The organism is Nonomuraea composti, from assembly GCF_012034275.1.
Classification (GTDB): Bacteria; Actinomycetota; Actinomycetes; order Streptosporangiales; family Streptosporangiaceae; genus Nonomuraea; species Nonomuraea composti.
Genome location: NZ_JAATEP010000001.1, coordinates 538,735 through 562,752, shown reverse-complemented (window position 1 = coordinate 562,752; position 24,018 = coordinate 538,735). Strand labels below are relative to the sequence as shown.

Sequence of the window (24,018 nt, the reverse complement as noted above, 5' to 3'; positions counted from 1 at the left end):
GTCGTCGGCCCCGCATGACGCACGGTCATCAGGCGTCGCGGCGGCGCAGGACGGCCAGGCCCGCCGCCATGGCCGCCGCCGCCCAGGCCAGCAGCCACAGCAGCCCCTCCCCCGCCGGGTACGGCATGGGCCCGCCGGTGAGGTTGTCCGTGCTGCCCATGAACGCCAGCCCGGCGAACGTCGGCATCCGCAGCGAGGCGTCCAGCAGCGCGGGCACCCCGGTCATGAGGATCACCAGCGGCAGCCCCAACAGCAGCATGAACATCACCGTCAGCGTGCCCGCCGCGCCGCGCATCGCGGCGCCGACTCCCAGCGTCGTCACGGACACCAGCGCGTAGAACACCCCGGTGCCCAGCAGATCGGCCACGGCGTCGCCGGCCGGCAGCACCACGAGCCCGCCGAACACGTCGGCCGACAGCACCGCGTACACGACCGCCGTCGCCACGGCCCCGGACAGCACGCCCGCGGCGAACATCACCGGACCCACCACCAGCGCCTTGGCCGCCAGCACCATCCCGCGCACGGGCGTGGCCTGCAAGGTGACGCGGATGGCGCCGGAGGCGTACTCGGAGGTGATCGCCAGCATGGCCAGCGCGACCAGCGCGAACTGCACGAACGAGGTGGCCGAGACCACGGCCTCGCTGGCGACGACCCGCACCCCGGCCGCCCCGGCCGCGCCGGCGTCGCCGTCGTGCTCGCGCAGGGCGCCGGTCGCGGACGCGCCGCCGAGGGTGACGGCGATCAGCACGGTGAGCGCGAACGCGCAGGCCAGGCACCACCACGTGGCCCTGACCGACCACAGCTTCGCCCACTCGGCCCCGGCGGTCCGCCACAGGGTCGCCGTCACGCGCCCACCCCGTACTCGACGCTGCCGGACGTCAGCTCCTGGTAGGCCTGCTCCAGCGACGCCTCCTTGGCGCGCAGCTCGTGCAGCCGGATCCCGGCCTCGTGCGCCAGGTCGCCGACCCGCTCGATCGCGGCCCCGGTGACCTCCAGCTCGTTCTCGCCGCACCGCTCGACCGCCATCCCGGCCCGGCGCAGCAGCGCCGCGAGGTCGCCGGCGTGCGGGGTGCGGACGAGCACGGCCGTCAGCGAGCTGCCCTTGAGGACGTCGGCGAGCGGCGCGTCCGTGATGAGCCGCCCCTTGCCGATCACGACGAGGTGGTCGGCGGTGAGCTGCATCTCGCTCATGAGGTGGCTGGAGACGAACACCGTGCGCCCCTCGGCCGCCAGCGACCGCATGAACCCGCGCACCCAGCGCACCCCGTCCGGGTCCAGCCCGTTGACGGGCTCGTCGAACATCAGCACCTCGGGGTCGCCCAGCAGCGCCGCCGCGATCCCTAGCCGCTGGCTCATGCCGAGCGACAGCGTCCCGGCGCGCTTGCGCGCCGCGCCCGCCATGCCCACCGTCTCCAGCACCTCCTCCACGCGCCGCCGCGGGATGCCGTTGCTGCGGGCCAGCGCCACGAGGTGGGCCCGGCCGCTGCGGCCGGGGTGGACGGCGCGGGCGTCGAGGAGCGCGCCGACGGTGCGCAGCGGGTTCCTGATCTTCCGGTACGGGACGCCGCCGACGAGCGCGGTGCCGGCGGTGGGACGGTCGAGGCCGAGGACGAGGCGCATCGTGGTCGACTTGCCGGCGCCGTTGGGGCCGAGGAAACCGGTGACGGTGCCCGGTCTCAGCTCCAGTGTGAGGTCGTCGACCGCGAGCCGGTCGCCGTACCTCTTGGTCAAACCCTTGAGACTGATCACGCTCCCTCACGCTAGGAGGGGGCGGGGCGGGCGGCCATGGGGGCGGCCCGCCGACCTCGATGGCGGAAAACCGTAAAGCGCGCGGGGCCGTCAGGGGTCGAAGGCGGTTCTGGCGAGGTCGTGGGAGCGGCGCGCGACGTCCTCCTCCGCCCGCCTGAACGCCTCCGTGATGGCCTCCTCCAGGCCGTGGGAGCCCAGCCGGAGGGCGCGGGGGTCGAGGTGCAGCCCGGCCAGGGAGCCGGTGGCCGACAGCTCGACGGCCACCTGCCCGCCGGCGCTCTCCCCGCGCCCGGTCGTCTCGCTCAGCAGGCGGCTCACCTCCTCCAGGCGGGTGGTGCGGGCGGCCAGCTCGGCGAGGGCGTGGTCGAGCTCGGGGTCGCCGGTGCGCGGCGGTGTCGTCGTCATGGCGGCTCCTAGCGTTTGAGGAGGAACGCCCTGGGCGCGTGGGCCAGCGCCGAGCGCAGGGCGCCCTCGTCCGACAGGCTCCCGCTCGCGACCAGGGGGTAGACGGTGGCGGCCGACAGGGTGCGGCGGAAGAACTTGCCGGCCGGGCCGGTGCCGAGCGCGGTCTCGGTGACGCGGTTCGGCGGGAAGAACGTCCTGACGTCGCTGAGCGCCTTGATGCCGCCGTTGTAGGCCAGCTCGGCGACGAAGTGCTTGCCCGCGTACTCCCACAGGTTGCCCATGGGCTGCCCGGTGGCGGCGGAGCTGGCCGCGTGCACGCCGGTCTTGAGCCCGGCCCACACGACGGAGTCGGCCAGCGCGTCGAGGCCCTCGCGCACGAGGTAGGTGCCGACGCGGCGGTTGCGGACGCGCTGCTCCAGGATCATCTTGGCGATCTTCTGGAAGATCGTGCGCTCCAGCCTGGCCCTGGCCACGAGCCACTTGAACGCCTGCTCGGCCGCGATCCTGGCGGCCGGGTAGACGTAGCCGAACAGCATGGTGAAGGCCATGGCGGCGAGCTGGGTGCCGATGACGAGGAGCTGCTCGCGGTGCCGCTCGACGGCTTCGGCGTACTCCTCGCAGCCGGCCGCCAGGTCCTCGATCTCCTCCTGGAGGGCGGCGTAGCGGGGGCCCAGCTCGTACGGCCAGACGTCGGCGAAGCGCGACACCGTGCGGCTGTCGTTGGCCAGGCGGGCCTGGCCGACCGCGGTGCCGGTGTCGCGGGCGAGCGTGCCGATGGCGGCGGCCAGCTCGCGCAGCGCCGTGGCCCTGGCCCGCAGGTTGGTGACGTCGGCCGCCGGCACGTGCACGCCGGCGAACCAGGCCAGCGCCTGGAAGGGGTCGAACATCAGGCGCCCTCCTTCCGTGGCGGGGCCTGCGGGATCGGCGGCGCGGGGAGGTCGGGGATCTCCGGCAGGGTACGGATGATCTGCAGCTCCAGGTAGTCCCAGAGGGCGTCGAAGTCGCGCAGCCCGGCGGCGGAGGTGAAGCTCTTGTCGGCGATGCGGCGCAGGGCGTCGGCGAGGGAGTCGTAGCCGTCGGCGTACCACTCGGCGAACGCGCGGCCCTCGTCGTCGCCGCCGACCAGGTCGGAGGTGGTGGCGAGGGGGGAGGAGGTGCGCAGCAGGGCCGTCACGTCGTCGCCGGTCCGGTCGAAGAGCCGGGCGAGCCTGCGGATGGACGTCCAGTCGATGAGGACCCCGTCATTGCCCGATTCGCCGGACAAATCCGCCATTAACCCTCCAAACGGGAAAACAACTGTTCACGCACCCTAACGGCGGTGAATTTCTGCGGTGTTAAGGGCGCGTTCAGTCACGAATACGCGGCGTTCATCCATCCGGGCACCTTGTTGAGCAGCCCGCCCAGCTCCTCCAGGAGATCGCCGTCGGCCGCCGTCCCCGCCCGGGCCGCGTCCTCGATGAGCTCGCACAGCTCGGCCTCGCGGGTCGCGCCGACCGTCGCGCAGGCGCCCTTGAGGCGGTGCGCCAGCCCGGCCGCCGCCTCCTGGTCGCCGTCCCGCACGGCCTGCCGCAGCTCCTCGAACGTGCGGGTCGCGGTCGCCAGGTACGCCCGCGCCACGTCGGCCAGCGCCTCCTGCGACAGCCCGGCCAGCTCGGGCGGCAGCCCGGCCGAGGCCGTCCACTCCGGGATCCTGGCCAGCACGCGCGGCCAGTCGACCGGCTTGGCCAGGTGGTCGTCCATGCCCGCCTCCAGGCACCGGATCCGGTCGTCCGGCATGGCGGCGGCGGTCATCGCGATGATCGGGGTGTGGCTCTCCTCGCGCTCCCTGATCTCCTGCGTGGCGGCCAGGCCGTCGAGCAGGGGGAGCTGGCAGTCCATGAACACCAGGTCGTAGTGGCCGGCCAGCACGGCGCGCACGGCCTGCCTGCCGTCGTCCACGACGTCCACCTCGTGCCCGGCCTGGCCCAGCACGAGCATCGCCACCTGGCGGCTGACCTCGTCGTCCTCGGCCACCAGGATGCGGGCGCCCTCGGTCAGGCCGGCGGGCGGCACGCCCTCGCGCGGTTCGCCGTCGCACTCGGCGAGGCCGAGGGCGTTCTCGACGGCGGCGAGCAGGCGGCGGCGGCTGAGCGGCCGGGTGATCGACTGCACGGCCCGCTCCCCCGCCGCGCCCGGCCAGGCGAACCCGGAGCGGCCCGGCGTGATGACCACGATGACGCTGGTGGCCTGGAGCGAGGGGTCGCTGAGGATGACGTCGGCGAGCGAGCGCGGCCCGCCGCCCGGCTCGGCCTGCCCCGGGGCCACGGCGCCCGCGCTCCCGTAGCCGGCGTTCCCCAGGCCCGCGCCCAGGTCGAGGGCGACCACGGCCAGCTCGTACGGCCGCCCGTCCGCGGCGGCGGCACGCAGGCGGGCCAGCGCCGACGCCTCGTCCCTGGCCTCCTCGACCTCGGCCCCGGCCTGCTCCAGGCAGCGCGCGGCCAGCGTGCGGTCCTCCGGGCGCGGGTCGGCGACCAGCGCGCGCCGCCCCTCCAGCACCCCGGCGCCCGGCTCGGACCAGGTCAGGACGTCCATCGGCAGCGTGGCCCAGAACCGGCTGCCGACGCCTTCCACGCTGTCGAGCCCGATGTGCCCGCCCATGAGCTCGACGAGCTGCCTGCTGATGGCCAGCCCGAGCCCGCTGCCGCCGGTCCTGCGCGTAATGGGCGAGTCCACCTGGCGGAAGACGCCGAAGACGCGCTCCCTGTCCTGCGGCCCGACCCCGATGCCGGTGTCGGCCACCGCGAAGCGCAGCACCACCCGTTCGTCGCCGGGCGCGCCCTCGTCGAGGGCGACGTGCAGGTCCACGCCGCCCTGGAAGGTGAACTTCAGCGCGTTGCCGACGAGGTTCGTCAGCACCTGGCGCAGGCGCGCCGGGTCGCCGGACACCTGGCGCGGCACGTTCTCGTCGAGCCGCAGCGTGAGCCAGAGCCCCTGCTCGTAGGCGTGCGGCGCGAACGGCGCCACGACCTCGTCGCACAGGCGCGGCAGGTCGAACGGCGCGTCGTCGACCTGGAGGTGGCCGGCCTCGATCCTGGACAGGTCGAGGAAGTCGTCGAGCAGGCGCAGCACGTTGTGGGCCGACTCCTGGGCGGTGCTGGCGTAGTAACGCTGCTCCTCGTCGAGGCGGGTGCCCATGAGCAGGGAGTTCATGCCGAGCACGCCGTTGATGGGGGTGCGGATCTCGTGGCTGATCTTGGCCACGAACTCCGACTTGGCGCTGGAGGCGCTGATCGCCTCGTCCCTGGCCACGGCCAGCTCGGCGGCGGTCCTGGACAGGCTGGCCTGGGCGCGGCGGCGACCCCGCGTGCTGTGGATCTGCAGGCCGAGCCCGATGAGGATGAGCAGGGCGAGCAGGAGCGCGACGGTGAGCACGTTGGCCCGCAGCTTGTCGGCGGAGGCCAGCGCCTCGCTCGCGGAGACCTCGGCGGTGACGGTCCAGCCGATGCCGGGGATGGGCTCGGAGGCCGACAGGACGGTGCCGTCCACGCCGTGGTACTCGCCGCTCCAGCGCCGCCCGGCCAGCGCGGCGTCCACGCGGGGGTCCTCGCGCAGCGACGTCAGCGCGAACAGCTTCCTGCCCGGGTCGGCGACGAGCACGCCGGCGTCGTCGGTGATGAGCAGCGAGATGTCCTGCGCCTCGGCGGCCTCCTCGGCGAACTCCTGGATGGCGTCGAGGCTGTAGACGACGGTGAACATGCCGAGCATGCGGGTGCCGTCGGCGCTCGGGATGGGCGCGGCCACCGCGACGGCCCTCGACACCCCTACCATGGTGGGCGTGTACGCCTGCGAGACGTGGGCCTGGCGCCGGTCGCGCACCGCGCGATACCAGTCGGTGGTCGTGATGTCCTGCGGGAGCACGCTGGGCGGCTCCGCGCCTCTGATCTTGCCTTCGGGCGAGTTGACGATCAGGCCGCTGACACCGTCGCGCAGCCGCTCCAGCTCGCCGAGCCAGTCGCGCATCGTGGCGCTGGTCACCTCGTCCACCGCCTCGCGCACCTCGCGCCGCTGCGCGAAGCCCGTGACGAGCTGCTTGAGCGAGGCCATCTGCTGGTCCACCACGACCCTGCTGACCGACGCGGTGGTCCTGACGCGGTCGCCGACCTCGTCGAACATCGCGTTCTCCGACAGGGAGATGCTGGAGGAGGTGAGCAGCGCCAGGGGCAGCAGGCCGAGCAGCGTCCACAGGGCCGTCACCGCGAGCAACCATCGCACGGGCGTCCGTCCCTCCCCCCACTCGCTCGGGTACAGATTAGGAGGAAACCGGCGCGCGCGCCGGTTCTCCGTGAGCAGAACGAGCAAAAGACGATCTTTTTTAATAAAACCCGCCTAAGCTGCAGTGATCGACCAGAATGACGAGGAGCGTGGCGATGCCTGAGCTCAGGGACATCACCGTTCTCATCGTGGACGACGACCCGGTCGTCACGGCGGCCCTGCACGCGCAGGTCAACCGGGTGCTCGGGTTCAGAGTCGTGGGCATCGCCCACACCGGCCACGCGGCGCTGGCCGCGGCCGGCCGGTTCGCGCCCCGCCTCGTGCTGCTCGATCTGCACCTCCCTGATATGCCCGGTCTGGAGGTCGCGCACCGGCTGCGCCGCCCCGACCAGCCACCCGCCGACGTCATCGTGATCTCCGGCCGCAAGGAGTCGGCCACGGTCCGCGCCGCCATCCAGCGCGGCGCACTCAACTACCTGGTCAAACCGACCAGGGCGGGCACCCTGGAGCAGGCCCTGCTGCGTTACGCCGCCACCGTCAAACAGCTCGAGTCCGAGTCCCGGTTCACCGACCAGCAGGAGATCGACAACCTCTTCCGCTCGCTCCACCTCGATGTCGGCACCCGCCCCAAGAGCATCTCGGCCTCCACCGAGCAGACGGTCCTCGACGCGCTGTCGGAGGTCGAGGACGCCTCGGCCGACGAGCTGGCCGCCAAGGTCGGCGTCAGCCGGGCCACCGCCCGCCGCTACCTGGAGCACCTGGCCGAGCGGGGGCTGGTCGAGGGCCGGCCCAAGTACGGCACGACGGGGCGCCCCCAGCACCGGTACCGCATCCGATGAGGGCGTTGCGGGCGTTGCTGGCGGCCGTGCTGGTCGGCCTGCTGCCCACCGCCTGCGGCGAGGCGAACGCCTTCCCCGAGGACACCACGATGGCCCGCATCAAGGCACGCGGCATCCTGACCGTGGGCATCAAGTTCGACCAGCCGATCTTCGGCTACAAGGATCCCGCCAGCGGGCGGATCACCGGGTTCGACGCGGAGATGGCCCGCCTGGTCGCCAAGGACCTGACCGGCAGCGAGCGCAACATCCGCTTCGTCGAGACCGTCTCCAGCAAGCGCGAGGACTTCATCGAGCAGGGCGTGGTGGACCTCGTCATCGCCACGTACTCGATCACGCCGACCCGGGCCAAGCGGGTCACCTTCACCGAGCCGTACTACTACGCCGGCCAGGACCTGCTCGTCCGGGTCGGAGACTCCACCATCAACCAGGTCGCCGACCTCAAGGGCAAGACCGTGTGCACGGCGCGCGGCTCCACCTCGGTCGACCGGCTGGAGACGACGGTGCCCGGCATCCACCTGACGGTCGTGGACGCGTACAGCATCTGCGTGCCCGCGCTGATCGCCGGGCGGGTCGACGCGGTCAGCACCGACGACACCATCCTGCTCGGCCTGTACGCCCAGCACCCCGACACGCTGCGGCTGGTCGGCAAGCCGTTCGCGCGCGAGCCGTACGGGATGGGCATGCGCAAGCAGGACACCGCCTTCCGCGACTACCTCAACGGGCTGATCGCGCGCTGGCTGTGCAACGGCGAGTGGGACCGCGCCTACATGGCCACCGTCGGGGTCTCCGGCGCCACCTCCGAATCCGCCAAACCGGCACCTCCCCGGGCCAATTGCTGAGCAGAACGATCACAAGCCTTTTCGCGGAACATGCGGCTCCTACGGTTACGCCAACGCTGACCGACACGAGGAGCGTGAGGCATGACCCAGGCGGACCTGATCGTCCTGGACCAGGTCAACAAGCGATTCGGCGACCACCATGTGCTCAGGGACGTGAACCTGACCGTACGGCAGGGCGAGGTCGTGGTGATCATCGGCCCGTCCGGGGCGGGCAAGTCCACCCTGTGCCGCGCGATCAACCGGCTGGAGACGATCGACTCCGGCACGATCACCCTCGACGGGACGCCGCTGCCCGCTGAGGGCAAGGAGCTGGCGCGGCTGCGGGCCGAGGTCGGCATGGTCTTCCAGTCCTTCAACCTGTTCGCGCACAAGACCGTCCTGGACAACGTCGTCCTCGGGCAGGTCCACGTGCTCAAGCGATCGAAGGACGCGGCCGTGCGCAAGGCCCGCGAGCTGCTCGACCGGGTCGGCATCGGCGGGCAGGCCGACAAGTTCCCCGCCCAGCTGTCCGGCGGGCAGCAGCAGCGGGTGGCCATCGCCCGGGCGCTGGCCATGGACCCGAAGGCGATCCTGTTCGACGAGCCCACCTCGGCGCTGGACCCGGAGATGGTCAACGAGGTGCTGGACGTCATGACGGGGCTGGCCCGCGAGGGCATGACCATGGTCGTCGTCACGCACGAGATGGGCTTCGCCCGCCGCGCGGCCGACCGGGTCGTCTTCATGGCCGACGGCGAGATCGTCGAGCAGAACACCCCTGACACGTTCTTCGGCGCGCCCGCCAGCGACCGCGCCCAGTCCTTCCTCGCCAAGATCCTGACCCACTGACTCGCCGAGATCGTTCATTACTGAGGAGTTGTCATGTTCGGCAGATCCCTTTTCGCCGTGTTCGCCGTCGTGGCCGTCGCCTCCGGGTGCGGCGGCGGCTCCGAGAGCTACGCCTCCATCGTGGACAAGGCCAAGAACGACAAGAAGCTGGTGATCGGCGTCAAGGCCGACCAGCCCGGCCTCGGCCTGCGCACGCCGGACGGCAGCTTCACCGGCTTCGACGTGGAGGTCGCCAAGTACGTGGCCAAGCAGCTCGGGGTCGAGCCGAGCGGCATCACGTTCAAGGAGACCGTGTCGGCCAACCGGGAGGCGTTCATCGAGCAGGGCCAGGTCGACATGGTGGTGGCCACGTACTCGATCACCGACGCCCGCAAGCAGAAGGTGTCCTTCGCCGGGCCGTACTTCGTGGCCGGGCAGGACCTGCTCGTCCGCGCCGACGACACGGCGCTGACCGGGCCCGAGGCGCTCAACGGCAAGAAGCTGTGCTCGGTGGCCGGCTCGACGCCCGCGCAGAAGGTGAAGGCGGAGTACGCCAAGGAGGTGCAGCTCCAGGAGGAGCGGACGTACTCGGCGTGCGTGGACCGCGTGCTCGGCGGCCAGCTCGACGCCATCACCACCGACAACGTCATCCTCGCCGGGTACGCCGCCCAGCACACCGGCAAGCTGAAGGTGGTCGGCAAGACGTTCAGCACCGAGAAGTACGGCATCGGGCTGAAGAAGGACGACACGGCCGGCCGCAAGGCGATCAACGACGCCCTGGAGAAGATGTTCTCCGACGGGAGCTGGACCAAGGCGCTGCAGGCCAGCGTGGGCGCCTCCGGCTTCGCCCTGCCGCAGGCCCCGCAGCTCGAGCGGTACTGATGGAAGCGCTGCTGAACGAGGGCGGCACCATCCTGGCCGCCTTCTGGATGACGGTGCGGCTGACGGCGGTCAGCGCGCTCGGCTCGCTGGTGCTGGGCACGCTGCTGACCGCCATGCGGGTGGCCCCCCTGGCCTCGCTGCGGGCCACCGCGACCGTGTACGTGACCGTGGCCCGCAACACGCCGCTGACGCTGGTGCTGCTGTTCACCGGCCTCGGCATCGGCGCGAACCTGGGCCTGGAGCTGTCGGACGACATCGCGACCAACAACTTCTGGCTCGCCGTGATCGGGCTGACCGCCTACACCTCGGCGTTCGTGTGCGAGGCGCTGCGCTCGGGCCTCAACACGGTGCCTGTGGGGCAGGCGGAGGCGGCCCGCTCGCTCGGGCTCGGCTTCGTCAAGACGCTGGCACTGATCACGCTGCCGCAGGCGTTCCGCGCGGTGGTGGCGCCGCTGGGCAGCATCCTCATCGCGCTGACCAAGAACACCACGATCGCCCTGGTGGTGGGCGTCGCGGAGGCGTCGGTGCGGATGCGCGAGCTGATCGAGACGTACGGCGACCAGGTCATCGAGATCTTCCTCGGCTTCGCCGCCGGGTTCGTGCTGCTGTGCCTGCCGATGGGGTTGTTGTTCGGCTGGCTGTCGAAGCGGCTGGCGGTGGCCCGGTGATTCCCTTGGAGGTGGACGCGTGACTTACGCGAACCTGTACGAGAGGCCCGGCCCGCGCGGGGTGCGCCGCAACCGGGTGCTGACCGCCCTGGTCGCGCTGGCGCTGCTGGCCGTGGCGTACGTCGTCTACGTCCGCTTCGACGAGAAGGACCAGTGGGCGGCGGAGAAGTGGACGCCGCTGCTGCGGGCCGACGTGTGGGCCACGTTCATCCTGCCCGGCCTGGCCGGCACGCTGGCGGCGGCCGTGGCCGGGGTGGTGCTGGCGGCGCTGTTCGGGCTCGTGTTCGCCGTCGCCCGGCTGTCGGAGCACCGGTGGATCCGGGTGCCGGCGGCCATGGTGGTGGAGTTCTTCCGGTCCGTGCCGCTGCTGCTGCTGATCTTCTTCGCCTTCTTCGGGTCGTTCGTGCTCATCGGCGTGAACATCTCGGCGTTCGCCGCCGTCGTGTTCGGGCTGACGCTCTACAACGGGTCGGTGATCGCGGAGATCATCCGGGCCGGGGTGCTGAGCCTGCCGAAGGGGCAGCGGGAGGCGGCGTACGCGGTGGGCATGCGCAAGGGGCAGGTCATGCGGCTGGTCCTGCTGCCGCAGGCGGTCAAGGCCATGCTGCCCGCGCTGATCAGCCAGTTCGTGGTGCTGCTCAAGGACTCGGCGCTGGGCCTGATCGTGGGCTACGACGAGCTGGTGGACAGGGGGCTGAACGGGATCGCGGCCAACTTCTCCAACGTCATCCCGGCGGCCATCCTCATCGCGGCCATCTTCATCGTGATCAACATGGCGCTCGACCGGCTGGCGCACCGTCTCGGCGCCTCCTCCGCACGGCGTTCCGGCTCGTCCGCACGGCGCTCCCGATGACGGCAGGACGCGCCCGATGACGGCGGGACGCTTCCGATGACGGCGGGGCCCTTTCGTCCCGCATGATGACCTCATGCCGATTTCCCCTGGTTTCTTCGCCGGCCGTGACCTCACCGGCCTCGCCCGCGACCTGCGCGACGGGCGCGTCACCGCCACCGCGCTGACCGAGCGGGCGCTCGCCGCCGCCGAGGCGCTCGGCCCGGAGCTGAACGCCTTCGTCACCGTGGACGCCGCCGGGGCGCTGAAGGCGGCGCGCCAGGCCGACGAGGAGCTGGCGGCGGGCACCGACCGGGGCCCGCTGCACGGCCTGCCGGTCGCGGTCAAGGACCTGATCATGGTGGCCGGGCTGCCCGCGACAATGGGGTCGCGGCACTTCGCCCGGTACGTCCCCGACACCGACGCCGCGTGCGTGACGCGGCTGCGCGCGTGCGGGGCGGTCATCGTGGGCAAGACGACGACGCACGAGTTCGCGTACGGGCCGACCGGCGACCGCTCCGCCAACGGCCCCTCGCGCAACCCCGCGGACCCGGCACGCATGTCGGGCGGCTCCAGTGGCGGCAGCGCGGCGGCCGTGGCGGCGGGCATCGTCCCGCTCGCGCTCGGCACCGACACGGGCGGGTCCGTGCGCATCCCGGCGGCTCTGTGCGGGATCGCCGGGTTCAAGCCCGCGTACGGGGCGATCCCGGCGGACGGGGTGTTCCCCCTGTCGGCCAGCTACGACCACGTGGGCGTGCTGGCGGGCGGCGCGCGGGACTGCCTGATCGCCTACCGCTGCCTGGGCGGGGAGGTGTCCGGCGACGGGAGCCCGACGGTCGGCTGGGTGGATCCCGCCGGGCTGTTCGACGGTGACGCCCGGGTGACGGCGGCCGTGCGGGCCCTGCTGGAGGACGCGGTGGAGGACGCGGTGGAGGTGCGGCTGCCGGAAGGGTTCGCCGGGGAGGTGTGGGAGACGTACACGGTCGTGCAGAGCTGCGAGACCGCCGCCGTGCACGCCGGGCGGCTGGAGCGGGCGCCCGAACTGTTCGACGCCGAGGTGCTGGAGCGGCTGCGCGCCGCCTTCGAGGTGCCCGGCTGGCGGTACGTGCGGGCGCTCGACAGCCGACGGCGGCTGGCCGGCATGGTCGAGACGCTGTTCGGGCGGCACGACGTGCTCGCGATGCCGACCGTGCCGATCATCGCGCCGATCATCGACCAGCGCGAGATCGAGCTGGACGGGCGGAGCGTCGCCGTGCGTCCCGCGTTGCTCGCCCTGACCAGCCCGTGGAACGTGCTCGGCCTGCCCGCGCTGACCGTGCCCGCCGGGACGGTGGCCGGGCTGCCGGTCGGGCTGCAGCTCGTGTGCCGGCCGGGCGACGAGGCCCGCCTCTTCACGGCGGCGGCCCGCCTGGCACCCGCCGCACTCGGCTGACGGCGCTCCCGCCGCGCTCCGGTGGCGATCCCCCGCCTGGCACCCCGCTAGTGTTCCGGTGCCGGGTGGGTGGGGTGCAGGGCGTGCAGGATGCCGGTGTCGAGCATCGTGTCGTAGCCGGCGCGGAAGGCCGCCTGGTACGCCTCGTCGCCGAGCATCGCGCGCGCCTGCCGTTCGCACGTCTCCCGCGCGCTGACCCACTCGTGGATGCCGATCTGCGCGCGCCCGATCGTGTCCCACACCTGCTGGGCCAGCCCGAGCCGGCGGGCGGCCGGCTCGCCGTGCCCTGAGGCGGAGGCGGCGCAGGCCAGCACGTCGAGGGCGAGGGCGATGCCGATGCTGTCGTGCAGCCGGTGCTTGACCTCCAGCGCCGAGCGGGCGTAGGTCTGGGCGGCGTCGTTGCGGCCGAGCGACAGCTCCGCCTGGGCGCGGAACAGGTCGGCGTAGGCGCGCATCCAGCGCTCGCCGTACTTGTCGCACTCGGCGCACATCTCCTCCAGCGCCTTGACCGCGTCCTCGACCCGCCCGTACGCGGTGTGCACGTGGCTCTGGCCCAGCCGGGCCAGCATCGTGGGCAGGGTGAGGCCGCGCTCGGGCCGGTGCACGGCGAGCAGGCTGTCGGCCAGCGCCAGCGCGAGCGCGAGGTCGCCCCTGATGGTGGCCGCGGCCATCACCATGGCCTGCGCGGCCTGCGCGGCGGCGGTGTCGCCGAGCTGCTCGGCGATGCCGGCGCACTCGGCGGCCCAGGCCATGCCGGCGTCGGGGTCGCCCTGCACCATGAGGGTCAGGCTGCACACCCACAGCGCGCGGTTGCGCACGACGCTGGGCTCGACGTCGAGGTTGAGTGCGCGCTCCAGGTAGTGCTGGCCCTCGCGCAGGAAGCCGCACGGGTACCAGAAGAACCACAGCGCGGCGGCCATCTCCAGGGCGGTGTGGTCGCGGGAGTTGGACAGGCAGAAGTCGAGCGCGGTGCGCAGGTTGTCGTGCTCGGCGTTGACGCGGTCGTTCCAGGAGATCTGGTCGGGGCCGAGCCAGGCGGCGTCGCCGCGGCGGGCGAGCTTGAGGTAGAAGTCGCGGTGCCGGCGCCGCAGCCCGTCCTGCTCGCCGAGCGCGCGCAGCCAGATGGCGCCGTACTCGCGGATGGTGTCGAGCATGCGGTAACGCTCGCCGCCGCCGGTGGGCGACCAGATCAGGATCGACTTGTCGACCAGCTCGGCCAGCAGGTCGGGGATGGCGGCGGCGGGCAGCAGCGCGTCGGAGCAGACCTCGGCCACGGCGGCGTCGTCGAAGCTGCCGGCGAAGACGGACGTGCGGGCCCACAGCAGCCGCTCCTCCGGGGTGCAGAGCTGGTGGCTCCATCCGATGGCCGTGCGCAGCGCCTGGTGCCAGGGCGGGTCGGCCTGGCTGACCTCGGCCTCGTTGTCGCCGAGCAGCTCGAAGCGGTCGTCGAGCCGCTCGCACAGCTCGGCGGCGGGCAGGTCGCGCAGCCGGGCCGCGGCCAGCTCGATGGCCAGGGGCAGCCCTTCCAGGCGGCGGCACAGGCGGGCCAGGTCGGCGCGGTTGCCGTCGGTGACGGCGAAGCCGGGCACGCTCTGCGCGGTGCGGTCGGCGAGCAGCGTGACGGCGTCCTGCCGCCCGCCGCCCCCGGAGTCGGGCACGGGCAGCGGGTCGATGATCAGCACCTGCTCGTCGGGCACGCCCAGGGGGCGGCGGCTGGTGGCCAGGATCGACAGCCGGGGCGCGGCGACGAGCAGGTCGCGCGCCGTGACGGCGACCTCCTCGACCAGGTGCTCGCAGGTGTCGAGGACGAGCAGGAGGTGCCGGTCCATGAGGTATTCGGTCAGCACCTCCATCATGGGCCTGGTCGTGCGGTCGGCCAGCGGCAGCGCCTCGGCGATCGTGTACGGCAGCAGCGCCCCCTGGTCCAGCGCCGAGAGCGGGACGAGCCAGGCCCCGTCGCCGTAGCCGGGCTGCATGAGGGCGGCGGCCCGCAGCGCGAGCCGGGTCTTGCCGACCCCGCCCACCCCGGTCAGCGTCACCATGCGAAATTCCCTGCACAACCGGCGGATCCGGGCGAGTTCTTCGCGGCGGCCCACCAGACTGGTCATCTCCGGCGGCAGATTCCCGGCATGCCGCCCACCCATGTTCATGATCCTCACCTGTCCGGCTCGGTCCACCGCGTTCGGTGACAGCAGCTTGCCGGAAGCGGCCAGGATCCGCCACGAAAAGTGAGAAAGTGACTACGCAACCGACGGGGTTGCGGGCGTTTCTTAATACCGTCCGGCCTTCGGGGGGTTCGCCGGGTTCGTCCGGCGGGCCGCGGCTCGACCATGGAAAGCGCCGGGTCGGCGGGCCCTTCACACTTAACCAAGCGCTTGCTACGCTCCGCCCATGGTGTCCACGATCGTCTGGGGTACCGGCAACGTCGGCCGCGCCGCCATCCGCGCCGTCGCCGCCCATCCCGGGCTCGACCTGACCGCCGTCCTCGTCCACGACCCCGCCAAGATCGGCCGCGACGCCGGCGAGCTGGCCGGGCTCGGCCACCGCCTCGACGTCCCCGCGAGCACCGACGTCGAGGCCGCGCTCGCCGCCGGTCCGGAGGCCGTCGTGTACGCGGCCTCCGGCGACATGCGGCCGTCCGAGGCGCTGGACGACGTGGTCCGCGCCCTGCGCGCCGGCGCCGTGGTCGTCACCCCCTCCCTGTACGCCCTCTACGACCACCGCGGCGCCCCGCCCGAGATCCGCGGGCCCGTGCTGGCCGCGATCGAGGAGGGCGGCGGCTCCCTGTTCACCTCCGGCGTCGACCCCGGCTGGGCCAACGACGTGCTGCCGCTGCTGGTCAGCGGGCTGGCCTCGACCGTGGACGCCGTACGCTGCCAGGAGATCTTCGACTACTCCACCTACGACCAGCCCGACGCGGTCCGCTACCTGGTCGGCATGGGCCAGCCGATGGACTACGAGCCGCCGATGCTCGCGCCGTCCGTGCCCTCCATGGTGTGGGGCGGCCAGGTGCGGCTCATCGCCAGGGCGCTCGGCGCCGACCTCGACGACGTGCGCGAGCACGTGGAGCGCCGGCCGCTGGAGTCCGCCGTCAAGACCGCGTCGATGGGCGCGTTCGAGGCGGGCACGCAGGGCGCGGTGCGGTTCGAGGTGCGGGGGATCGTCGGCGGAGCGCCCAGGATCGTGCTGGAGCACGTCACCCGCATCCACCCGTCGTGCGCGCCCGACTGGCCTGCCCCGCCCGGTGGCGCCGGCGCGCACCGCGTGATCATCGAGGGCCGGCCGCGTATCGAGGTCACCGTGCAGGCCAGCGACGAGGACGGCAACCACTCCGCCGGCGGCAACGCGACCGCCGCCGGCCGCCTGGTGGGCGCCATCGAATGGCTCGTGGAGGCGGGGCCGGGCCTCTACGACGCGCTCGACGTACCGCTGCGGCCCGCCATCGGCAAGCTCGGCAACGCCGGAAGGAGGAACGGGTGAAGATCGACATCCCTGAGGGGAAGGACGCGATCGCGTACGTGTGGGGGGAGATGGTGCCCGGCATCGGGCCCGCCGCGTCCGGCTACTCCATGGCCGTGTACGCGCACACGACGCTCGGGCTGCGCGAGTTCGAGGCCGCCAGACTGCGGGTCGCGCAGATCAACGGCTGCGCGTTCTGCCTCGACTGGCGGACCGAGCGGGACGGGCAGACGGTCGAGGACGATTTCGCCGACGCGGTCACCGAATGGCGCACCACCGGCGGCTTCGACGCCCGCACCCGGCTGGCCGCCGAGTACGCCGAGCGGTACACCCTGGACCACCACGGGCTCGACGAGGAGTTCTGGGGCCGGATGAGCGCGCACTACAGCCAGCTCGAGATCGTGGAGCTGAGCATGTGCATCGGCTCGTGGCTGGCCTTCGGCCGCCTCAACCACGTCCTCGGCCTGGACACCGTCTGCCGCCTTCCGCACGCCCCCTCCCCCGCCCTCTCCTCGGCACCGTCATCCGCCCGCAGCCCGTCCGGCGACCCCGCACCCACCCCGAGCCGAGAGTGAGGCCGGCCCCATGAGCACCACCGACGACGTCTCCCGCCGCGGCTTCCTGACCGCCACCGGCGCCCTGCTCGGCACCGCCGCCCTCGGCGCCCACTCCCCCGCCGCCCGCGCCCGCACCGCCGGCCCGATCGGCTCGGGCGCGCACGTCGCCGCCCTGGTCATCGGCACCGGGTACGGCGGCTCGGTGGCCGCCCTGCGCCTCGCCCAGGCGGGCGTGGACGTCCACATGATCGAGATGGGCAAGGCCTGGGACACCCCCGGCACCGACGGCAAGATCTTCTGCAACACGCGCGAGCCCGACTACCGCTCCTACTGGCTGCGCACCCGCACCAAAGCCCCGCTCAACTACTTCCTCGGCTTCCCCATCGACCGCGACATCCCCCGCCACACGGGCATCCTGGACGCGGAGGAGTTCGCCGGCATCACCGTCTACCAGGGCCGCGGCGTCGGCGGCGGCTCCCTCGTCAACGGCGGCATGGCGGTCACCCCGAAACGCGAGAACTTCCCCGCCGTCCTCCCCTCCGTCGACCCCGCCGAGATGTACGGCGTCTACTACCCGCGCGCCAACGCCGGCCTGGGCGTCGCCACGGTGGACCCCGCCTGGTTCGAGACGACCGCCTGCTACCAGTACGCCCGCGTCGGCCGCAAGCACGCCCAGCGCTCCGGCTTCCCGTTCGTGTTCGTCCCGGACGTCTACGACTGGGACTACATGGAGCAGGAGGCGGCCGGCACCGTCCCCCAGTCGGCCCTGGCCGGCGAGATCCTCTACGGCAACAACCACGGCAAGAAGTCGCTGCAGAAGACGTACCTGGCCCGCGCCGCGGCGACCGGCCGCGTCACCGTCTCCCCCCTGCACCGGGTCACCTCGGTCGCCCCGGCGGGCGGCTCGTACACGGTCACCATCGAGCAGATCGACACGACCGGCGCCGTCGTCACCACGAAGACGGTCACGGCCGACCGGGTGTTCTTCGCCGCGGGCAGCGTCGGCACCAGCAAGCTCCTGGTCAAGCTGAAGGCGACGGGCGTGCTGCCCGCGCTCAACGGCGAGGTCGGCAAGGGCTGGGGCGACAACGGCAACGTCATGTGCGGCCGCGCCAACCACCTGTGGGACCCGACGGGCAAGCTCCAGTCGGCCATCCCGTGCTGCGGCATCGACAACTGGACGGCCGGCGGCGCCTTCGCCGAGGTGGCCCCGCTGCCCACCGGCATCGAGACGTACGCCTCGTTCTACCTGTCCATCACCGACAACCCGAACCGCGCCCGGTTCTCCTGGAACGCGAGCGCCGGCCGGGTGGAGCTGAGCTGGCAGACCGCCTGGAAGCAGCCGTCGATCGACATGGCCAAGAGCATCTTCGACAAGATCAACGCCAAGGAGGGCACGATCTACCGGACGGACCTGTTCGGCGTCTACAAGATCTGGGGCGACCACCTGACCTACCACCCGCTCGGGGGCGCCGTGCTCGACAAGGCCACCGACAACTACGGCCGGCTGACCGCGTACCCGGGGCTGTACGTCATCGACGGGGCGCTGATCCCGGGCAACACGACCGTCAACCCGTTCGTGACGATCACGGCACTGGCTGAGCGCAACATCGAGCACATCATCGCCACCGATCTGTGAGCATCGGCCCCGTTATGCGGGGATGATGGCGCCATGGGCCGGGCGTGGTGGTGCAGGGCGACCGCCGTGGTCTTCGCCGTGGTCGCGGTCTCGGCCGCGGTGTGGACGTGGTCGGAGTACAAGGGCGACGTCGATCCGGTCGGCGCCGGCATCGGGCTGGTGTCCGCGGCGCTGGCCGGGACGGCGTGGCGACAGGGACGGGCGGCGCAGCGGATCGCCGACGCCGACGTCCAGGTGTGGTCGGCACGGCTGGCGGAGGCGGTGCGGAAGGCGGAGACCAAGCAGGGCACGCAACTGGTGGGCGAGAAGGAGGTCATCGACGTCGAGTTCACCTTCCGCCGCCAGGGCAGCCCGGTCTCCGCCGCGCCGGACGGGAGCCTGCGGGAGGTCGTGGCCTACTTCCGGGGGCTGGAAGCGCCGGAACGGCTGGTGATCACGGGGCCCGCCGGATCGGGGAAGACGGTCCTTGCGGTGCAGTTGATCATTGGGTTGCTCACCGGCCGCGACGCGGACGACCCCGTCCCGGTCCGGCTGTCGGCGGCGAGCTGGGACACCGGCGTGCCGGTGGCCGACTGGCTCGCCGGGCACCTGGTGGCGACGTTCGCCCTCTCGCCGGTGACCGCCGCCGCCCTCGTCGCGGCCGGGCGGATCCTGCCGGTGGTCGACGGGCTGGACGAGATGGACGACACGCCTGAGCCCGGGTTCGGCTCGCGCGCGGGCCGGGCGCTGGTCGCGCTGGATGAGTACCAGCAGGACGGGCTGACGCGGTCGCGGCTCGTCGTGACCTGCAGGACCGGCCAGTATGACGCGTTCGTCGAGGCCGGCGCGGGCGCCAAGGCGGTCGCCCGGATCGACATGGCACCGGTGTCGGGCGACAAGGCGTGGCGATTCATCCAGGCCGTGACCGACCAGGAGGATCCGGCCCGCTGGGAGCCGGTGCTGGACGTCCTCACCCAGGGAGACCACGCTCTCGCGAAGTCCCTGAGCACGCCCTGGCAGCTGACCCTCGTCACGAGCGTCTTCCACGAACGCGACCCGGTCAGTGGCCGGTTCCTGCGCGACCCACGTGACCTCATCCTGCTGGCCGGGGAGGAGAGCGTACACCACCACCTGCTCAGCCGGTTCGTCCACGCGCGGGTCGCCGCCTGTCCGGGGAAGCCGGCCCCCGCTTCGGAGCAGGTGCACGCCTGGCTCTCGCTCCTGGCCGCCTACCTGGCCGCCAACGAGGGGCGCCCGACGCTCGCCGGACGCCCGTTGTCCAGCACCGACCTCGTGCTGCACGAGTTGTGGCCTCTCGCGGGGCGCCGCCCCCGAGCCGTCGCCGTCCTGCTCATGCTGGCCGTGAACCTGATCGCGGCGGTGCTGTTCGCCGTCTTCGCCCGATCCGCCTTCGCCGGCTGGTGGTCCGTCACGATCGGCGGCTCCCTGTTCCTGGTCGGCGCCATCCAGATCGGCACGGGCGACTGGTGGGATCTCTGGCCCGCTCCTGGCCGCCTCGACACCTCTCGTGCCCGCACTGCCGAAGGCCGCCGGGCGCTGCTGCGGCGCGCGCGGCGCGGGCTCGCGCTCGGACTCGCCGTGGGGATCCTGCTCGGGCTGACGACCGAGCCGGCGTTCGGGCTGCTGCTCTGGCCCGCGCTGGGTCTCGTCACCGCGCTGGTGTTCGGGCTGGCCACGAGCGACAGCACCGGTATCATCGACGCCAGGTCGGTGCTCAGGGGTGACGTCGTCGGGCATCTGGTGCCCACGCTCGTCACCGCGGTCGTGTGCATGATCATCGGGCTCGTTCTGGGCAGCTCCGCCGAGCTCGCCGTCCCCACCGCGCTCGTCGGCCTGCTGTTCGGTTTCAGCACCTCGATCACTGGCGGCCCGGTGAGCATGCGGTACCTGGCGTTCCTCCTGTGCACCCGCGGCCGGCTCCCCTGGCGTCTGGGCCGGTTCCTCGACTGGTGTTACGGCGCCGGATTGCTCAGGATCTCCGGCATCGCCTACCAGTTCCGGCACGCCGAACTTCGTGACCACCTGGCCGCCGAATTTCGCCCCGCCGTTTTATCGCGTTTCGGCGGCCGGCCGTATTTCACGGACCTTTTCCATTCCCGGTAATGACAAATTGCAAAGCCCACCAGTACCCTTGCTTGCGCCCTGCACGAGGAGTCACCATGATGCCTTCCCTCATCACCTCCCCGCATCTCACCGGGCGGCAGGCGGGTCGTGATCGGGGTGGCCGCGTATTCGTCGCGAATCGTGGGGAGCCGCATTTCGGGAATGGCCGCCGGACGTCGCGTGCTCGCCCGGGATCGGCGGGCGAGGCGCCTGTCGTGAAAGGAATTCCATGTCGGATCCCACCGCACCCGATGACGCAGCACCCCATGGCACAGCACCCCATGGCACAGCACCCCATGACACAGCACCCAATGGCACAGGACCCAATGGCACAGCACCCGATCCCACGGCGTCCGTCTGGGATCTCATCCGGGGTGTGTGGCGTTTCAGTGCGCTGGCCGCCGTCGTCCGGCTGGAGGTGCCGCAGGCGCTGGAGGACGGGCCGCATACGGTCGCCGAGCTGAGCGAGCGGTGCCGGGCGCGGCCGGACATGCTGGCCAGGGTGTTGCGTGCGGCGGCGGGCCTCGGGTTGCTGCGGTCCGTCTCGCCGGGCACGTACGAGCTGACCGAGAGCGGGGCCGTCCTGGTGCCCGGGCATCCGCGGTCGTTGCACGCCGGCGTGCTGACCACGGCGGATCCGGCCATGATGTACGGGCTGATGACGCTGGCCGAGACCGTGCGCGCGGGCCGGCAGGCGTTCGCCGACCGGTACGGCGGGCTCTACGAGCACCTGGCCGCGGACAAGGAGCTGGCCGGGTGGTTCGACGCGTTCATGGACGCCCGGTCCAGGCCGTTCGCCAAGGAGCTGGCCGAGCGCTACGACTTCTCCGGCGCCAGGACGATCGTGGACGTGGGCGGCGGCAAGGGGCACATCCTGGCCACGATCCTGCGGGCGCATCCGCAGCTGCGGGGCGTGGTGTTCGAGCTGGCGCACACGGCGCCGGTGGCCAGGGCGTACCTGGCGGGGCGCGGGGTGGGCGACCGGGCCGGGGTGATCACGGGTGACTTCTTCTCCAGCGTGCCGGTCGAGGCGGACGTCTACCTGCTGTCCAACGTGATCCACAACTGGGACGACCCGGAAGCCACCAAGATCATTCAGAATGTGCTGGCGGTGCTGCCGGAGGGCGGGCGGGTCCTGTTCGTGGACATGGTGCTGCCCGATGACGACTCCCCGCACATGGGCAAGGAGCTGGACATGCGGATGCTGGGCGTGTTCGGGGCCGGCGGGGAGCGCTCGCTGTCGCAGTACACCGCGTTGTTGCGGGAGGCGGGGCTGGAGGTGACCGGGGTGACCGAGCTGGCCCTGTCGACGAGCGTGATCGAGGCCGTCCGGGCCACGCCCCAATGAACGCGGCCCCGATGAACGCGGCCCCGTGATCGAGGCCGCCCGGGCCACGCCCCGGTGAACCCGGCCCGATGAACGCGGCCCGTTCCGTCCCGACCGGCGCTGTGTGCTCGTGCGTAACTCGCGGTCCACCTCGAAGGTCTACCGTGCGCGCATGACGATGCGCAGGTTACTCGCGAGCGTGCTGTCCACGGTCCTCGTCGGCGGTACGGTCGCGGTCGTGCTGACCCAGACCCCGAGCGCCACGGCCGAGCGCCGTGGCCAGGCTCCCATCGTGATCGGACACCGGGGCGCCTCCGCGCACCGGCCGGAGCACACGCTCCTGTCGTACGAGGCCGCCATCGCGATGGGCGCCGACTACATCGAGCCCGACCTCGTCTCCACCAAGGACCACGTGCTGGTCGCCCGGCACGAGAACGAGATCTCCGGCACCACGGACGTGGCCGCGCACCCGGAGTTCGCCGACCGGCGCACCACGAAGACCGTGGACGGCCGGCCCGTCACCGGCTGGTTCACCGAGGACTTCACGCTGGCCGAGCTGAAGACGCTGCGCGCCAAGGAGCGGGTGCCCGACCTGCGGCCGGACAACACCGCGTTCGACGGGCTGGCGGAGATCCCGACGTTCGAGGAGGTCGTGAAGCTGGCGCTGGCGCACGGCGTCGGCGTCTACCCGGAGACCAAGCACCCCACCTACTTCGACTCCATCGGCCTGTCGCTGGAGGAGCCGCTGCTCGACGTGCTGAACCGGTACCGGGTGCGCAAGGCGTACATCCAGTCGTTCGAGACGGCGAACCTGCGCGAGCTGCGCGGCCGGACGCGGCTGCCGCTGATCCAGCTCATCACGTACGGCGGCGCGCCCTACGACTGGGTGGCGGCCGGCAGCACCAGGACCTACGACGACATGGTCAAGCCGGACGGGCTGCGCGAGGTGGCGGCGTACGCGAACGGGATCGGCGTGGACACCCGGCGGGTGGTGCCGGTGGACACCTCAGGCGCGACGACCGCCCCCACCACGCTCGTCGCGGACGCCCACCGCAGGCGGCTGGACGTGCACGTGTGGACGGTGCGGAACGAGAACACGCAGCTCCCGGCCGACTACCGGCTCGGGGATCCGGCGAGCCCCGTCTTCCCGAGGGCGATGGGGAACGTGATGGGCTGGTTGTCGCGGCTGATCGAGCTGGGGATCGACGGGGCGTTCTGCGACGACCCGGCCATGGGCCGGGCCGTCGTCGCGAAGCGTTCCGCCTAGCGGCCGATCAGGTACGGCGCCAGCGGGACTCGCCGAAGCAGTAGCCGGCGAACAGCAGCAACCCCAGCGCCACCACCACGAGCAGCCAGGGCCCGGCGGGGGTGTCGGCGAACTGCCGCAGCGCGCTGTCGATGCCGCCCGCCTTGTCCGGGTCGTGGGTGATCGCCGCGTAGACGACGAAGATGCCGGCCATTCCGGCGATCGCCCCGCGGGCCGCGTACCCGCCGACCCCGAGCCGGTCCATGACCATGCGGGCCTTCGGGGACATCCGCCCCTGGTCGAGCTCCTCCCTGAAGCCCTTCGTGACGCCCCGGTGCACCCAGTAGACGCCGAGCGCGACGAGGCCGAGCCCGATCGCGCCCACGATCCAGTCGCCGCCGGGCAGGTCGAGCAGCTTGCCGGTCACGTCCTGCGACTTCTGGTCGTCGGAGCCGGCCTGGCCGGAGGTGATCACGCTCCACAGCGTGCCGACGACCAGCACGTACACGACGGTCCGCGCGGCGGCCTCGACCCGGTCCTTCACCTTCGCGACGCCGAACAACGCCTCCGTGGCCTGCCAGATCGCCAGCGCCACGAACCCCGCCACCATGATCCACAACAACACTTCACCGAACGGCAGCTCAGCCAGCGTGGTGATGGCACCCGACTTGTCGGCCTGCCCGCCCGATCCCTGACCGAGGCCGATCTGCAGGGCCAGCACGCCGATCAGCGCGTACAGCACGCCGCGGCACGCCAAGCCCACCCGGGTCAGCACGGCCATCGGCCGGCTGCGCGTCGCGCGCTGCGTCGCGGCCTTGGCCTCGCGTCCTGCCTGTTGCGCAGTATTCACCCTTACCTCCCGAGAGGTCTTTTCAGACCACCCCGAGTGCCCGTGAATCGCGCATGTAGGCCTCCACAGGGCGCTGCCAGCGACGATGCCGCTGGTTAAGGGTGCCGCTGGTTAAGGGTGCCGCTGGTTGAGGGTGCCG

The 24,018-nt window shown here is 72.2% G+C and carries 21 protein-coding genes; 13 read left to right on the top strand and 8 right to left on the bottom strand.

Annotated features, from left to right (window positions below):
- Positions 1–28 precede the first annotated feature (28 nt).
- The 6 genes from HCN51_RS02460 to HCN51_RS02435 all read right to left on the bottom strand — a co-directional run bounded on the left by HCN51_RS02460 (position 29) and on the right by HCN51_RS02435 (position 6,405).
- Positions 29–847, bottom strand: a complete 819-nt coding sequence (locus tag HCN51_RS02460; protein ID WP_168006231.1) for an ABC transporter permease — start codon at positions 845–847, stop codon at positions 29–31.
- Positions 844–1,749: an ATP-binding cassette domain-containing protein gene (locus HCN51_RS02455; RefSeq protein ID WP_168006229.1), complete on the bottom strand. Its 906-nt coding sequence runs from the start codon at positions 1,747–1,749 to the stop codon at positions 844–846. Before HCN51_RS02455 ends, HCN51_RS02460 begins: the two co-directional genes overlap by 4 nt.
- A 90-nt stretch (positions 1,750–1,839) precedes the next feature.
- Positions 1,840–2,154, bottom strand: a complete 315-nt coding sequence (locus tag HCN51_RS02450; RefSeq protein WP_168006219.1) for a YbaB/EbfC family nucleoid-associated protein — start codon at positions 2,152–2,154, stop codon at positions 1,840–1,842.
- Between the two features lie 8 nt (positions 2,155–2,162).
- Entirely contained in the window at positions 2,163–3,041 is an 879-nt protein-coding gene (locus HCN51_RS02445) for a WXG100-like domain-containing protein (RefSeq protein ID WP_168006217.1), read from the bottom strand.
- Entirely contained in the window at positions 3,041–3,427 is a 387-nt protein-coding gene (locus HCN51_RS02440; protein WP_080040523.1) for a hypothetical protein, read from the bottom strand. Before HCN51_RS02440 ends, HCN51_RS02445 begins: the two co-directional genes overlap by 1 nt.
- 77 nt (positions 3,428–3,504) lie before the next feature.
- A complete protein-coding gene (locus HCN51_RS02435) occupies positions 3,505–6,405 on the bottom strand; it encodes a response regulator (protein WP_168006215.1) in 2,901 nt (966 codons plus the stop codon).
- Between the two features lie 155 nt (positions 6,406–6,560).
- Here HCN51_RS02435 and HCN51_RS02430 point away from each other — a divergent pair, with 155 nt between their 5' ends.
- The 7 genes from HCN51_RS02430 (at position 6,561) to HCN51_RS02400 (ending at position 12,698) form a co-directional block, all read left to right on the top strand.
- A complete protein-coding gene (locus tag HCN51_RS02430) occupies positions 6,561–7,244 on the top strand; it encodes a response regulator (RefSeq protein ID WP_080040525.1) in 684 nt (227 codons plus the stop codon).
- On the top strand, positions 7,241–8,083 hold the full coding sequence (locus HCN51_RS02425; RefSeq protein ID WP_230466351.1) for a glutamate ABC transporter substrate-binding protein: 843 nt from the start codon (positions 7,241–7,243) through the stop codon (positions 8,081–8,083). Before HCN51_RS02430 ends, HCN51_RS02425 begins: the two co-directional genes overlap by 4 nt.
- A gap of 81 nt (positions 8,084–8,164) precedes the next feature.
- Positions 8,165–8,908: an amino acid ABC transporter ATP-binding protein gene (locus HCN51_RS02420; RefSeq protein ID WP_080040526.1), complete on the top strand. Its 744-nt coding sequence runs from the start codon at positions 8,165–8,167 to the stop codon at positions 8,906–8,908.
- Between the two features lie 33 nt (positions 8,909–8,941).
- Positions 8,942–9,769: a glutamate ABC transporter substrate-binding protein gene (locus tag HCN51_RS02415; RefSeq protein WP_080040527.1), complete on the top strand. Its 828-nt coding sequence runs from the start codon at positions 8,942–8,944 to the stop codon at positions 9,767–9,769.
- Positions 9,769–10,437, top strand: coding sequence for an amino acid ABC transporter permease (locus tag HCN51_RS02410; protein ID WP_080040528.1), 669 nt, complete (start codon positions 9,769–9,771; stop codon positions 10,435–10,437). The genes HCN51_RS02415 and HCN51_RS02410 overlap by 1 nt, the downstream gene beginning before the upstream one ends.
- A gap of 19 nt (positions 10,438–10,456) precedes the next feature.
- Positions 10,457–11,290, top strand: a complete 834-nt coding sequence (locus HCN51_RS02405; RefSeq protein WP_168006213.1) for an ABC transporter permease subunit — start codon at positions 10,457–10,459, stop codon at positions 11,288–11,290.
- Positions 11,291–11,363: 73 nt separating this feature from the next.
- Complete coding sequence (locus HCN51_RS02400) at positions 11,364–12,698, top strand: amidase (RefSeq protein ID WP_168006211.1); 1,335 nt, start codon at positions 11,364–11,366, stop codon at positions 12,696–12,698.
- 47 nt (positions 12,699–12,745) lie between these two features.
- Here the strand turns inward: HCN51_RS02400 and HCN51_RS02395 are convergent, their stop codons facing one another.
- Positions 12,746–14,806, bottom strand: a complete 2,061-nt coding sequence (locus HCN51_RS02395; RefSeq protein ID WP_168006209.1) for an ATP-binding protein — start codon at positions 14,804–14,806, stop codon at positions 12,746–12,748.
- A 283-nt stretch (positions 14,807–15,089) separates the two neighbouring features.
- Here HCN51_RS02395 and HCN51_RS02390 point away from each other — a divergent pair, with 283 nt between their 5' ends.
- The 6 genes from HCN51_RS02390 to HCN51_RS02365 all read left to right on the top strand — a co-directional run bounded on the left by HCN51_RS02390 (position 15,090) and on the right by HCN51_RS02365 (position 23,050).
- Positions 15,090–16,178 carry an NAD(P)H-dependent amine dehydrogenase family protein gene (locus tag HCN51_RS02390; RefSeq protein WP_168006207.1) on the top strand — a complete coding sequence of 363 codons (1,089 nt, stop codon included), beginning with the start codon at positions 15,090–15,092 and terminating at the stop codon, positions 16,176–16,178.
- A complete protein-coding gene (locus tag HCN51_RS02385; RefSeq protein WP_168006203.1) occupies positions 16,175–16,732 on the top strand; it encodes a carboxymuconolactone decarboxylase family protein in 558 nt (185 codons plus the stop codon). Before HCN51_RS02390 ends, HCN51_RS02385 begins: the two co-directional genes overlap by 4 nt.
- A gap of 10 nt (positions 16,733–16,742) precedes the next feature.
- Positions 16,743–18,353 (top strand): GMC oxidoreductase, encoded by a 1,611-nt coding sequence (locus HCN51_RS02380; RefSeq protein WP_168006201.1) that lies wholly within the window; start codon positions 16,743–16,745, stop codon positions 18,351–18,353.
- Between the two features lie 33 nt (positions 18,354–18,386).
- On the top strand, positions 18,387–20,456 hold the full coding sequence (locus tag HCN51_RS02375; protein ID WP_168006199.1) for an NACHT domain-containing protein: 2,070 nt from the start codon (positions 18,387–18,389) through the stop codon (positions 20,454–20,456).
- A gap of 229 nt (positions 20,457–20,685) precedes the next feature.
- Positions 20,686–21,804 (top strand): methyltransferase, encoded by a 1,119-nt coding sequence (locus tag HCN51_RS02370; RefSeq protein WP_428981525.1) that lies wholly within the window; start codon positions 20,686–20,688, stop codon positions 21,802–21,804.
- A gap of 151 nt (positions 21,805–21,955) precedes the next feature.
- A complete protein-coding gene (locus tag HCN51_RS02365; RefSeq protein ID WP_240972308.1) occupies positions 21,956–23,050 on the top strand; it encodes a glycerophosphodiester phosphodiesterase in 1,095 nt (364 codons plus the stop codon).
- Positions 23,051–23,057: 7 nt separating this feature from the next.
- On the opposite strand, the gene HCN51_RS02360 is transcribed toward HCN51_RS02365, so the two are convergent.
- A complete protein-coding gene (locus HCN51_RS02360) occupies positions 23,058–23,879 on the bottom strand; it encodes a DUF1206 domain-containing protein (RefSeq protein ID WP_230466353.1) in 822 nt (273 codons plus the stop codon).
- Positions 23,880–24,018 lie beyond the last annotated feature (139 nt).